Origin of the sequence: Streptomyces sp. NPDC086554 (genome assembly GCF_040686095.1) — a bacterium.
GTDB lineage: Bacteria > Actinomycetota > Actinomycetes > Streptomycetales > Streptomycetaceae > Streptomyces.
On sequence record NZ_JBFBJK010000002.1, the window covers coordinates 21,088 to 34,071 of the forward strand.

Annotated in this window: 12 protein-coding genes; 2 read left to right on the forward strand and 10 right to left on the reverse strand. The window is 66.4% G+C overall.

Annotated features, from left to right (window positions below):
- Window positions 1-5 precede the first annotated feature (5 nt).
- The 4 genes from AB0O76_RS02740 to AB0O76_RS02755 all read right to left on the reverse strand — a co-directional run bounded on the left by AB0O76_RS02740 (window position 6) and on the right by AB0O76_RS02755 (window position 3,149).
- Window positions 6-698 carry an SAF domain-containing protein gene (locus AB0O76_RS02740; RefSeq protein ID WP_365484521.1) on the reverse strand — a complete coding sequence of 231 codons (693 nt, stop codon included), beginning with the start codon at window positions 696-698 and terminating at the stop codon, window positions 6-8.
- A gap of 105 nt (window positions 699-803) precedes the next feature.
- Window positions 804-1,358, reverse strand: a complete 555-nt coding sequence (locus tag AB0O76_RS02745) for a hypothetical protein (RefSeq protein ID WP_365484524.1) — start codon at window positions 1,356-1,358, stop codon at window positions 804-806.
- A gap of 296 nt (window positions 1,359-1,654) precedes the next feature.
- Window positions 1,655-2,092, reverse strand: coding sequence for a hypothetical protein (locus AB0O76_RS02750; protein WP_365484527.1), 438 nt, complete (start codon window positions 2,090-2,092; stop codon window positions 1,655-1,657).
- Window positions 2,093-2,750: 658 nt separating this feature from the next.
- Entirely contained in the window at window positions 2,751-3,149 is a 399-nt protein-coding gene (locus AB0O76_RS02755) for an ATP-binding protein (RefSeq protein WP_365484530.1), read from the reverse strand.
- A gap of 431 nt (window positions 3,150-3,580) precedes the next feature.
- On the opposite strand from AB0O76_RS02755, the gene AB0O76_RS02760 reads away from it, so the two are divergent.
- On the forward strand, window positions 3,581-4,669 hold the full coding sequence (locus AB0O76_RS02760; RefSeq protein ID WP_365484533.1) for a hypothetical protein: 1,089 nt from the start codon (window positions 3,581-3,583) through the stop codon (window positions 4,667-4,669).
- 50 nt (window positions 4,670-4,719) lie between these two features.
- Here the strand turns inward: AB0O76_RS02760 and AB0O76_RS02765 are convergent, their stop codons facing one another.
- Window positions 4,720-5,655, reverse strand: coding sequence for an NAD-dependent epimerase/dehydratase family protein (locus AB0O76_RS02765; RefSeq protein ID WP_365484536.1), 936 nt, complete (start codon window positions 5,653-5,655; stop codon window positions 4,720-4,722).
- A gap of 29 nt (window positions 5,656-5,684) precedes the next feature.
- On the reverse strand, window positions 5,685-6,986 hold the full coding sequence (locus tag AB0O76_RS02770; protein ID WP_365485505.1) for a nucleotide sugar dehydrogenase: 1,302 nt from the start codon (window positions 6,984-6,986) through the stop codon (window positions 5,685-5,687).
- A 331-nt stretch (window positions 6,987-7,317) separates the two neighbouring features.
- On the opposite strand from AB0O76_RS02770, the gene metG reads away from it, so the two are divergent.
- Complete coding sequence (metG, locus tag AB0O76_RS02775; protein WP_365484539.1) at window positions 7,318-9,033, forward strand: methionine--tRNA ligase; 1,716 nt, start codon at window positions 7,318-7,320, stop codon at window positions 9,031-9,033.
- A gap of 32 nt (window positions 9,034-9,065) precedes the next feature.
- Here metG and AB0O76_RS02780 read toward each other — a convergent pair whose 3' ends face one another.
- Genes AB0O76_RS02780 through AB0O76_RS02795 form a run of 4 tightly spaced genes read right to left on the reverse strand, consistent with a single transcriptional unit; the run spans window position 9,066 to window position 12,984 of the window.
- Complete coding sequence (locus AB0O76_RS02780) at window positions 9,066-9,683, reverse strand: histidine phosphatase family protein (protein ID WP_365484541.1); 618 nt, start codon at window positions 9,681-9,683, stop codon at window positions 9,066-9,068.
- A gap of 44 nt (window positions 9,684-9,727) precedes the next feature.
- A complete protein-coding gene (locus tag AB0O76_RS02785) occupies window positions 9,728-10,282 on the reverse strand; it encodes an FkbM family methyltransferase (protein WP_365484544.1) in 555 nt (184 codons plus the stop codon).
- The gene (locus tag AB0O76_RS02790; RefSeq protein ID WP_365484547.1) at window positions 10,171-11,790 is read right to left on the reverse strand and encodes a hypothetical protein; all 1,620 of its coding nucleotides are present in this window, start codon (window positions 11,788-11,790) and stop codon (window positions 10,171-10,173) included. The genes AB0O76_RS02785 and AB0O76_RS02790 overlap by 112 nt, the downstream gene beginning before the upstream one ends.
- Before the next feature lie 51 nt (window positions 11,791-11,841).
- Window positions 11,842-12,984, reverse strand: a complete 1,143-nt coding sequence (locus AB0O76_RS02795) for a glycosyltransferase family protein (RefSeq protein WP_365484550.1) — start codon at window positions 12,982-12,984, stop codon at window positions 11,842-11,844.

The following is a 12,984-nucleotide window of genomic DNA, read 5'->3' on the forward strand; positions in this document are numbered from 1 at the left end:
CCGCCTCACGGAGCCCCACGCCCTTCGGCAGGCAGCACCACGATGCGCGGCTGCTCCAGCTGCGCCGCCCGCCGCGCCGCCCCGGTCTCCACCAGCACCGTCACCACGCGCGGCCCGCCCGCCGACTCCGCCGCGCGCACCCCCGTCACGGTCCCCGCCACCGCCGAGGCCGCCTCCTCCCCCTCCTCTTCTTTCGCAGCTCCGGCACCATCCGGGCCGGGAACCACCGCCACACGCTCCCCTCGCCCAAGCTCCGGCGGCGCGCCCCCCTGCTCCACCGCGAGTGCCACCTGCGAGAACCCACTCGGCGGAAATTCAGCCCGCGTACCCACCTGCCCGCGGGCCAGCAACGCCCCGGCCACCAGCGGCACGGTCGCCCGCCGCCCCAACACCGAGCCCCGCTCAGCCAGAGGCACGACGCCAGCCTCCGCCGCCACCTCCACCACGCGCAGATCGCCCGGCTTCAGCACCCGCCCGGGCGGCACATCGCGGGCCAGAACCAGAACCTGATCCCGCTCCCCCACCACCTGCGCGACCAGCGTGAACCCGACCGCCGACACCACCACCGCCCCGGCCCCGGCCCACACCCAGCCCAACCTGCGCCGCCGCGAGCCAGTCACCGCCGGTGGCCGCTCCGGGCCCGCCAGGCGCGCCCCCGGCACCCGCGACCCGCCACCCTTCAGAGCAGAAGAAGACATGGAGGTACCCACAATTCACCCCACGATCAAGAGAGTTCCGATGAATGAATCCGACGAACACCGACCCAGCCCGCCCACCACGGACCGCGCCGCCACACCAAGCCGTCAACGCGTCACAACGGCCTGCACCTCATCCACCACCAACTGCCGCTCAGCAGCCATCACCAGCCCCGGCACCACCCCGGACTGCCCACCCCCACGCCACTCCACATCCCAGCTCACCCGCACCGACACCGTGAACGCCTGGCCCGGCGCGGACAACGACGCCCGCCGATAGGTGTAACCACAGTCCGGCGACGACTCCTTGGGTCCATAGGCATCCGAGTACGGCGTCCCCGCCCCGCGGCACACCACCTCACCGCCCTCACCCATCGACCACACCGCCTTCTGCGGCCGCGCCGTCGCCGTCACCTTCACGCCCTCCACCGCAGCCGACGCCGACACCGGCCCCCACGTCTTGCGCTCCACCCACATCCACGTAGGCACATGAACCACCTGCACGAAATCCTCGTCCGGACTCGTACGGATCACCGGCTTGGGCAGCTTCAACCGCTCTACCGCCCGCTGGACGACCACCTCAATGGGAACCTCCGCCTCGCCTCCGCCCGGCTTGGGCTTGGCAGGCTCGTCCTCACCCTCAAAGCTCGGCAGAATCCCCACACCGTCACCAAGCTCGTACGCCCACCCGTCCGACGCGATCGTCGGTGGCCCCTTCAGCGCCCCACCGCCACCACCACTACTGCTGCCACCGCGCCCGGACCCTCTGCCAGGGACCACCGGCCTGCTCTTTCCCGAACTGCCAGGGTTCTTCCTGACGCTCTGCGCGGCCGCGTCGCAGGCACCGGGCGTGCACGTCACGCCTGCTCCCGTACTCAATCCGTCGTCAGCTCCAGCCTCATGCGCCGCAAGCAGATACACGAGGCACACCGCTGCCACCAGCGACCCGGAGCCGAGCCTCAGCACGTCCCCACCTGATCGATGTACAGGCGATCCACCCGCCAAGCCCCGCCTTGCTGCCGGACAGTCGCATCGACGCGATGGTGTCCGCCGGGTACGTCGTTCTCAAGCGCGCCATCTTTGGTGTACTGCAGCCAAGCAGTGGCGTCGGCACAATCCTGAATCACCACCTTCGACGCGTCGCCGTTCTCCACGGCGGGGTCGAGGCGAAGGCGCCCCTTGGTGACCACATCCTTCTTCCGGTCCTGCGTCATCATGTAGCGCAAGAGTTCCAACGCCCCGCCAGAGGCGTGAGCCTTCAGCCGCGGATGCTTCGCATCAGATGTCACCGCTGCAGCAGCAAGGTCGTCCCACATCGCCCGATAGGCGGTCAGCGCGCCCGGGCTCGATACCTCCGGCTCCGGGGAAGCCTTCACCGAAGGCATCTGCTCGGGCATGGACTTGGAGCCAGACGGACTCTCGGAGCACGCACCTGCACCAAGCCCGATAGCCACAACAATCATCACTAGTCGCCTAGTTGAGCGTCGACCTCGCCATCGCATGAGCACTCCCCCATTCCCGCCAACCGCTGCACACTCGGTCACTCGGCGATTCCAAACCCTCACTTTGTGCATCCGAGATGCCCCCACGTCCCGGAGCGACAAACGCGATCCGGAAGGTTCAGTTCCCTTTCACTCCTACGGTGGAGATTCAGGCAAGTTCTTCGAAGGCAAGTCGCGCCAATTCACCCGAAGGTGTAGCGGTCGGGCGGTGTCAGCGATCACGCCGGAGGGCAAACAACTCACGTTTCGGGGGACCGAGACGCCCCACCGACCTCCACTTCACCTGCACGCCTGAAGCGGAAGCACGCATCACCGTCCTCAGCTCGAGGATGTACTCGGCCGCCGCCTGCCGCACCTCATCTCGTACGGGTCCGGGGCGCGCCCGTGGCGTTGGCCACGAGCGCGAAGCCGCGAGCATGGCTCATTGATGTCCTCGCCATGCAAGGCGGGTTGAGGAGAGGGCAGCATGGTTCGGCTCGGGCATGCGCAGAGTGTCAGCGGTGAAGATGCCGCATGTTCCGCACCCCGCCATCGGCTAGCCCCCTACCCCCGCTCAGCGCCAGCCTGGATTCACAGCAACCCAGATGCACTTACCGACCGAGGTCCTGCGCACACCCCAACTGCCCCTGCTGAGGTAGTTCACGATCCCCAGCCCTCGCCCCCGCTCGGAGAGGACTTCACACAGCGCGTCCAGGCCGCCGCCCCGATCCGCCTCCTCCGGCTCGAATGGCACGGAGGAGGCACTCGGCTCCATCGCGGGCATCTGGTGACTACCGTCGTGCACCTCGCAGATCAACTCCTGCGGGGTGCTACGCAAGCAGACCGAGTAGGGTCCGCAGGCGTGCTCGGCGGCATTGGCCACAAGCTCCGACACCGCGAGCACAGCGTCCTGCGCGATCTCGCCCGAGACCTCAAGCCGGACGAACTCGGCGCGCAGTGCTGCACGGGCCATCCCCGCCGGATTCTCAACGTCCGGGCCCCAGATATACAGCTGACGTGCCACCGCCGAGTACCACTCGGCCCGGGGCTTCATCGCATACCCCCGCGCTGCGCGTGACGTCCACGTCCCACGCGCCGGTGCCGCCCGACGCCAGGCCGGAAGCAGACCCGCACCTCCTCCAGGGCACACACGGCTGAGACGGACAACGCGCTCAGCAGGAGCACGCCCGTGACTGGCAGAGACAGGAACATGGAGGCCTCCCGTGGTCGCGGCATTGGGCCGGGACCACCACACCCCCCGCTCGCCCAAGAGCGGAACGCCCTGATCCGAAGTGATCGCGAGTGTCGAAGTCCTCTCTGACCAGCTTCAAAGCGGGCCGGAGTGCTCTCCGACTCTGCTGCGATACCGTGCGGTCGGGAGAGATCGAGTGGAGGGGCTTGGACATGGACGCGCTGGTGCGTGAACTCGACGCTTGCCGTCAGAGCGCCGCAAAGCACGCTTCGTATACCGAGGCAAACGAAGCCGTCACCCAGGACGCGCTCATCACGCCGATCTTGGTAGCCCTCGGCTGGGACCCTCGAAACCCCGAAGTGACTCGGCGCGAGCAAAGCCTGTCCGGCGGAAACCACGTAGTGGATTACGTCTGTGAGATCGGCGCGAGGCCGCATAACAAGACGGTGCTGCTCGTCGAGGCCAAGCGCGCGCGAGCCGACCTCTCCCAGCCCAAGGTGCGTGATCAGGCGCTGAGCTACGCGGCCCGGGAGGGCGTCCAGTGGGTGCTGACCACCAACGGCATCGAGTGGCGTCTGTACAACTACTTCGGCCGGGTCCCGGCGGCCGAGCAGCTCTTCCTCAAAGGCAGCATCAAGGGCCAGGTGGAAGACGTCGCTCAGATGCTGAGGCTGATCAGCAGGGACAGTTTCCTGAGCGATCCGATGGCGCTGGAGCGGTTGTGGGACGAGCACGTCGCCCGCCGTTCGGTGTACCGGGCCGTCCTCTCGGCGAACAGCGAGCCTGCCTTGCCGGCGGAGGTACGGCAGTGGCTGGAGTCTGCCAGCGGCCTCAAGGACGAGCTGGCACGTGGCACGGACGGGCTCGTCCTGACTCCCGACTACCCCGATTCCCTGCCCACTGCAGTGTGGGTCGTGGACGATGACCGGACAGCGGAACGAAAGACCGGTAGTCCTGCGCTCCCCTTGGCCGCGGAACCAAGTGCTACGCCACCCTCAGCTGACCCCGACCTTCTCCGGCTCTTCACCGCGGGGATCCTCACGAGCGGCACCATGCTGCGAGGTACCTACCGAGGTCACCAGGTGAACGCTCAGTTGCTGGACGCGACGGGCTCGGTCAAGGTGAACGGCGTTGTCTATCCCAGCCTCAATCAAGCGATGAACGTGGCCCGGAAAGCGATCAAACCCGATGCCAATAGCGAGAGCGCATGGCGTTGGTGGAAAGTCGTGAATGGGTCCACGGCTCCCGAATCACTCGCCGATCTTCGCGCACGGCTCGCCCAGAATCAGGGAAGTCGCTGAACGCCTGACCAGCACCGGCTCCCCTGCAACACCGAGGGGGAGTTTGCCGATCAGCGGCCAGTGCCGCGCAGCCACTCGGCAGTCACCTGCACACCTTCCCGAAGCGGCACACACCCGACATTCGGAAAGGCAGTACGGAGACGCTCAGAACTCGCCTGGGAATGCCGGACATCGCCCGCGCGAGGCGCGAGGTGGTGAGCGGTCGTCCGACAACCGGTCGCGATCTCGATCTCCGCGAGCAACTCCCGGAGCGAGACCCGGGTGCCAAAAGCGAGGTTCATCGGCCTGAAGGACGTCACTCGCCGGAGGGCAGCGTCGACAAGGACGTCGCACACCGTACCTACGTACGTGAAGTCGCGAGTCTGGGCGCCGTCACCGTGGAGTGGGACAGGTCGGCCCGCCAGGGCAGCGCTGATCCACTTCGGAATGACAGCGGCGTACGGATGGTCGGCTCGCTGCCCGGGCCCGTAGACGTTGAAGAAGCGGAAGGGCAGGACGGGGAGACCGAAGCTGTGGTGGTAAGAGCCAAGGTAGGCCTCCGTTGCGAGCTTGCTGACGGCGTACGGGCTCAGCGGAGCGGACGGGAGGTTCTCGTGCTTGGGCAGGTTGGGCGTTGCTCCGTAGACCGAGGACGACGAGGCGGCGATCACGTGGAGGTTGCCGGCGCGGCGGGCGGCTTCGAGCACCTGGAGGGTGCCGGTGGCGTTCGCGTGATGCGTGGCGAGTGGGTCCTTGAGCGAGCGAGGGACTGAGGGCAAGGCCGCAAGGTGGACGACCGCGTCGGCACCACTGAGGGCTTCGTCGAGAAGGCCGGGGTCTTGGACATCGCCCTCGTAGAAATGTGCGGGGAGATCAGTGAGGTTGTCCTTGTACCCCGTCGCCAGGTTGTCGATGATGTGGACCTCGCCGACCTTGGGGTGCCGGGTGAGCGCGCGGGCGAGGTTGCTGCCTATGAATCCTGCGCCGCCGGTGATGACGATCTTCATGTACGGCTCCTTCGGAGAGGGTCGGGAGATCAGAGGGCTTCGATCTGAGCGCCGGTGAGCCGACGGCGGCAGTCGAGGACGTATGGGGCGTGGGCGGCGATCGCGGAGTAGTCGAAGGCGTCGTGGTCGGCCAGCAGGATCACCGCGTCGGATGCCTTCAGGTGTTCGGGGGTGACCTCGATGCGCTGGCTGGCGGCGATCCCGAACGGGCTCGGGTCATCGGGGATGTGGGGGTCCGCCGCCTGAACATCCGCGCCCAAGGCCGTGAGCAGTTCCGTGATCCGTCGCGCCGGGGATTCGCGGATGTCACCCGTATTGGCCTTGTACGCAAGGCCAAGGAGCAGGATGCGGGCACCGTTGACCGGTGTCTTGCGCTCATTGAGTCCCGCGGTCACGCGTTGAACCACGTGGTCCGGCATGCGGTTGTTGACGTCGTTTGCGAGCTCGACGAACCGGATGGTGTGGCCCAGTGTTCGCCGTACTCGCCACGAGAGATACGACGGGTCGATGGGCAGGCAGTGACCACCGACACCGGGGCCCGGGGTGAACGGCATGTATCCGAACGGCTTCGTCGCTGCGGCGTCGATGGCCGCCCAGATGTCCACACCCAAGTCGTGTGCGAACACAGCGAGCTCGTTGACCAGCGCGATGTTCACGTGGCGGAAGGTGTTCTCCAGCAGCTTCGTCAGCTCGGCCACTCGACAATCGGCGACAGGCACCACGGTCTCCACGAAGGAGGCATAGAAGTGGTGCACTGCTGCTCGCGACGCGGCGTCCACGCCTGAGACGACCTTGGGAGTGTTCTCCAAAGTCCAGGTGTCGTTCCCCGGATCGATCCGCTCAGGGCTGTAGCCGAGACGGAAGTCGGCTCCCGCCGTCAGACCGGAGGCCCGTTCCAGGAGCGGCGCAACGAGTTCTTCCGTCGTGCCGGGATACGTGGTGGATTCCAGGACGACCGTCGCGCCCCGGCTTAGATGGCGCCCCAGCAAGCGGGCCGCGTCCTCGACGTGAGTCAGATCCGGTATCCCGTCGCGTAAGGGAGTGGGGACGGAAATGACGGCCACATCGAAGTCGGCGCAGTCCGATGTGTCAGCACTTGGGCGGTAAGCGCCCGAGGCCAGGAGTGGCTGGAGTCTACTGTCGGAGATGTCCTCGACGTACGACTCACCAATCATGAGGCGCTTGATGCGGTCTGCGTCGACGTCGTAGCCGACGACACGGTGTCCCGCCTCGGCGGCGCGGACGGCGAGAGGGAGGCCGACGTATCCCTGGCCGACGACGACTACTCGCCGTGGTCGCACATCGGCAATTGCATTTTCGATTTCCTGCATGATGATCAACTTCCTGTCATGACTCAGGTACGAAGCGTGAGGGAGGGCGGCCACGCCAAGGCCGTAGAATGGGCTCCGCTTGGCCGTATGGGACTCGCTTGGCCGCCTGTCCCGTGCGGCCAAGCGCTCTTTTCTCGGCTTCTGCGGTGCGAGAAAACGAATGGCGGAGGCGTTTCGGCGGTTCGATACGATGGCGACGGCCCGCAGACCGTTACGCCACGTCGCGTGACACTCGGTGCGTCCTCAGCGGCCGCGCCGGCTGCGGCCTCCCGACTTGGGCCCGCCGTGGCAGCGCCATCGGCGCCGTACGTACGAAATGGAGCATCCCAGGATGGCTCGACACCTGATCACCAGCGCGCTTCCCTACATCAACGGGATCAAGCACCTGGGCAACATGGTCGGGTCGATGCTTCCGGCGGATGTGTACTCCCGGTACCTCCGCCAGCGCGGCCACGATGTCCTCTACATCTGCGCCACCGACGAGCACGGCACGCCCGCCGAGCTGGCCGCCAAGGAGCGCGGACTGCCGGTCGCCGAGTTCTGCGCTCAGGCACATGACGCGCAGAAGGCCGTCTACGACGGCTTCGAGCTGGCCTTCGACTACTTCGGGCGCAGCTCCAGCCAGCAGAACGTGGAGATCACGCAGCACTTCGCGCGGAAGCTGAACGAGAACGGCTTCATCGAGGAGCGGGCCATCCGGCAGGTCTACTCCCCCGCCGACGGCCGTTTCCTCCCCGACCGCTACGTCGAGGGCACGTGCCCGCACTGCGGCTACGACAAGGCGCGCGGCGACCAGTGCGAGAACTGCACCCGGGTCCTCGACCCGACCGACCTGATCAACCCCCGCTCGGCGATCAGCGGCTCCACGGAGCTGGAGGTCCGCGAAACCAAGCACCTCTTCCTGCTTCAGTCGAAGCTGCAGGGCGAGGTCGAGGCATGGATCGACGAGGTCGGCGACGAGTGGCCGCAGCTCTCCTCGTCCATCGCCCGCAAGTGGCTGACGGAAGGCCTGCACGACCGCGCGATCACCCGTGACCTGGACTGGGGTGTACCGGTTCCGGCCGACACCTGGCCGGAGCTCGCGGCCGAGGGCAAGGTCTTCTACGTCTGGTTCGATGCCCCGATCGAATACATCGGTGCAACGAAGGAGTGGTCGGACCTCGACCCGTCGAGCCGCGACTGGAAGTCGTGGTGGTACGAAGCCGATGACGTCCGGTACACGGAGTTCATGGGCAAGGACAACGTCCCCTTCCACACCGTGATGTTCCCGGCCACCGAGCTGGGTGTGCGCGAGCCGTGGAAGAAGGTCGACTACGTCAAGGCCTTCAACTGGCTGAACTACTACGGCGGCAAGTTCTCCACCTCGCAGCGCCGCGGCGTCTTCACGCACGACGCCCTTGAGATCCTCCCGGCCGACTACTGGCGCTACTTCATGATGGCGAACGCCCCCGAATCGGACGACACCTCGTTCACCTGGGAGCACTTCGCCGCCACGGTCAACAAGGACCTGGCCGACACCCTCGGCAACTTCGTCAACCGAGTCCTGTCCTTCTCCCGGAAGCGCTTCGGCGACGACGTCCCGGCCGGACACGCTGCCGGTGAGGCCGAGGTGAAACTGGGCGAGGAGATCGCGCGCCTGCTCGCCGAGTACGAAGCCCAGATGGAGGCCCTCCAATTCCGCAAGGCCGCAGCCGCGTTGCGCGCCCTGTGGTCGGCGGGCAACTCCTACCTGGAGGAGAAGGCTCCCTGGTTGGAGATCAAGACCGACCCGGACGGCGCCGCACTGACCCTGCGTACGGCGATGAACCTCATCCACCTGTACTCGGTCATCTCCGAACCCTTCATCCCCGCGTCCGCCAAGGCCATGCGCCATGCCTTCGCCCTCGACAGCGACACCGCGACCTGGGTGACCGCAGAGCAGGCCAAAAGCCTGGACACGGTGCCGGCCGGTACCGCGTTCACCGTTCCTCCGGTCCTCTTCGCGAAGATCAGCGAGGAAGACCTGGAGACCTACCGCGAGCGCTTCGGCGGCGAGGAATCTGTCTGACGTGCATCTCTGTGTCCGTGCCGCCCGCGCGCTCATCGGGCGGCACGGGACGCGAGCTGCCCGCGGAACTCGCCGGGGGTGGCGTTCATGCACCGGATACGCGGGACGTCGTCGACTATTTCGACCCATGTCGTGCCGGCCGAGCCCGGTACGAAGTCGAGGTAGTGATCGAAGCTCCGGCCGGTGAGGTGCAGTAGCAGGCAAGCAATGCCGCCGCCGTGCCCGACAAGGACAGTGGTCTGGGCAGGAGCCGACGTGATCTCCCTCCACAGGTCTATGTAGCGGGCCTGCACGTCCTCCGAGGATTCGCCGTTCGGCGTGCGGAGTTGGTGGATGGGTACCCCGGTGCGCCTCGCCTCCGCCGTCGCTGCCTCGCGCCGCTGTCCGCCCAGGTGACCGCTGTTCTTGGCGGCGAGTCGCAGGTCGACGCGAGTGGCAAGTGGCGCGACTGTTTGAGACAGGATGTCGGCGGATGCTCGGCATCGCGACATGGGGCTGACAAGCATCTGGTCCGCCACGATGCAGGATTCGGTGAAGGCCATACCGACTTGGCGAATGTCGTCGGCGCCTCTGTCGCTCAACGTGCCGCCGACAGCCTGCCCTTGGTGAATTCCGAGGCAGTTCTCCTCGGTTTCCCCGTGCTTGATCAAGAAGATGTACTGGACTCGCATGACGATCGCCCCTCCCCGTTTCATCAGTCCCACTCGCGGACGTCGGTGTGTGCAGACACCGCGGCAAGGAGACTGTCGTGATCGGCCTGCCGCATCGCGGGGAAACGGTCGTAATGCCACTCGATGTACAAGGTCGAGATCAGCCCGATCGTGCCGTCGGCAAGCATCTTGGCGAGCACGGGGTACTCGGCGCCCTCGATGTCCATCTTCACGACGACGTGATCGTCCGGCGTCGCGGTGCGGCGCAACCAGGCGCTGAAGTGGAGGGCGGGCACCGCCACCGGCATGTCGTAATCGATCTGCTGGTCGTAGACGGGAGGCACGACCTTGCCAGGCATCACGGTGGAGCTCTCGTGGTGCCCGAGATAGAGGTCGATCGTTCCGTCGTGCGTCCAGACCGCCGAGTTCAGGATCTCGACGGGGGCCTTGCTCTGGGCGCGCGCTACCTGGTCGTGGATGAACGGGATCAATTCTGCGTTGGGTTCGAGGGCATAGAAGGTGTAGTCCGGCAGGTCTTGTATGAAGCGGCTGAGGACGATGCCGAGGTTGGCTCCGCAGTCGATGAAGATGTTCCGCATGGTGGCGTTCCTTGGGTTGAGGTCGGTGGCGCGGGAAGTAGGTCGATCTCCTGCAGGACGCGGTCGGTGAGCAAGGCGAAGTCGCCTGCTGTGGGGCGGTAGCAGCGCTCTTGGTAGCGGATCCTGATGCGGCGGATCGTTTCTCCTGCGCGGTACGCCGGGAGGTCACCCCAGTAGTAGAGCTGGCCTCCTGGGGCCTTGAGGAAGCGCAGTCGGCGCGGCAACGGGCCTTTGGGCGCACCTGAGTTGAGGCCGGTGAACATGGCCGTGAGGAAGGCGGTGTGCTTGCGCGTCAGGTGATCGTCCCTGTGCACTGCGCCGTACTTCTGCTTGAGGGCGAGCAGTTCCTGCGAGTCACCTTCGGCGTTCGCGAGGCGCTCCCTCAAGGTCTCGTCCCACACGATGCCCAGGTGGCCGTGGAGCACGGGCTCGTCGGTGAGGACGTAGCCCTCCACTCGGCCGAATTCGCGTTCGTAGGGACACATAAAGTTGTTGTAGAGGCCTCGTCGTGCACCCGAGACCGTCTCGACCTCCCAGTGCACTCGGGCGGTGAACGGTGCGTCCCACCAGGCCAGATGCCAGGGCTTCCACAACAGGTCAGCCACGCTCAGAACGATCACGACCGCTGCGAGACCGACGGCCGGCCATCCGAAGGCCTGGCTGTATGTACTGGGCAATGCCGCGACGACGAGTGCGAGGACCGTGTTGCTGGCGATGTTCTCCCAGAAGAGGATCCCGCTGCCCACGGCGACAGCGAGGTTGAACAGCACGGTGGCTACCAGGACAGCGGCGAGCAGTCGCTGGTCGAGGAAGGCGAACAGTCCTGCTGTCTCTACCGCGAGGGTGAGGAGGTTGAGCGGACGGTTCACTCTGGAAATCCGGCCGAGCAGGCGCGCCACTGTTTCGGCTCGGAGGAATCGGGCCCAACCCCAGCAGTACGCGGAGGCCATGAGGTAGTGGGTGCGGTTCTCCCACGCCCAGGACCAAGGCCGTGGGCCGAGCCGGTACTTGCTCCAGGCCGGCTTCACGTAGTGCGAGAGGGAGACGCATCCGAGTACGAGAAGCAAGGAGTTACGGCTCGCCTCCGGAGGAAAGGCCACGGCCGTCGGCAGCCACGCTACGTATGCCTTGATCAGTCTCAGCGGCATCATCGCGTGGTGCTTCCAGCCGCGCAGGCGCCCGCAGTAAAGAGCGATCCAGAGCAGCAACAGCGGGGGCCACACCACGGACAGGAGCGCCATCGCGAACAGAAGCAGCTTGTTGCGACGCTGCGGCGGGATGGCCTGCGTAACGTCGTAGTCGCTGCTGGCACCCTGCCACGTGAGGAGCGCGACGGGCGTCGCCACGACCCAGCCGAGCGGGCCGGGCCCTGCTACTTCATGCTCCAGTACCGCAGGTGCCGATATGAGCCCGACGGCAGCTGCGTATCTCCATCTCGCGGGCCGGGCTGACAGGCTCCGGACGGCGGGCGAGACCATGTAGCGATAGCACAGCAGAGTGGTGGCCACGGCTGCAGTGAGGTGCGCGAAGTCAGTGAGCTGCGATATGTCCACGACGGGCTACCGCACAGCCGCGAGGCGAGTGGGGCTCTCGTTCGACGCGTGTGATTCGAGATATGTGGCGATGGACTCGCGTGGGTCGATCAGGAGGTGAGCGTCGCGGTGGCGTTCGACGTTGGACCGTAGTTCACCGGTGCGGCTGAGAAAGTCCAGGACACGGCCGGGCTCGATGCGGGGCGCGGCGGTGCCGAGTTCCGCCTGCTCGACAGCGGTGGCGCACCAGTGCTGGTCGTATGTCGGCAGAGGCACCAAGTGCACGGGCTTCCCCAGAGCGAATGCCTCACTGATGAGGTTGAACCCGGCGTTGGAGAAGACAGCTTCGGAACGTGCCAGGTCGGCGAGGAACGCCTCCCGGTTGAAGGCACGGATCTCAATGTTGTCGTCGGTGAAGGAGCGCAGGCTGCTGATCTCGGAGGGTTGCGCGTAGACACGAAGCGTTCGGTCGGGGACATGCTGGCGGAAGGTCTGCGCGAGCACGCGAACGGAGTCCTCCGGACCGTGCCCGAAGTAGCGTGAGAAGTACGCCGTGGCCAGCGGTTCGGTGCGGACCCGGGCCTTTCGCACAGCGTCTGGCACCACAGGGGCGATGAACTCCAGCGCCGGGTCTTCGGCGTGCAGCGGCGTGAAGGAGCAGATGAAGGAGCGGTCAGCGCGCGGCGTGAAGTAGCGCAGGCGCTGTGCGTCGGCCGTGCGGGCGAAGTGGCCCAGGCGCGGCAGGTCGAGATGGCGGTACTTGCTCTGCTGGTCGATGACGACCAGCGGTTTTCCGAAGTGGTACGCGAGGCGGGGGACGTTGGGCTCGTAGTCGGTGACGAAGACGTCCGGGACGCCCTCGGCCTCGATGGATCGACGAAGGCGCAGGTGCTGGATCAGGCCGGCGGGCAGGCGCGACAGGTTGGCTCGCAGCGCGTCGATGGCATGGACGCGGTCGCCGCGGGCCAGCAGTGCGGGCATCCAGGCGTCTGCGGCGCGAAGCCCCAGGTCGCGGAAGTACGAGACCCGTTCGGGGCCGTTCGTGACGATCCGTATCTCGTGTCCGCGGTCGCGTAAGTACTGGGCTATGACGCTCTGTCTGACGGAGTGGCCCATGCCGATGCCGTTGACGCCGATGAGTACACGGAGTGGGCGGCGAGAAGTGGACAT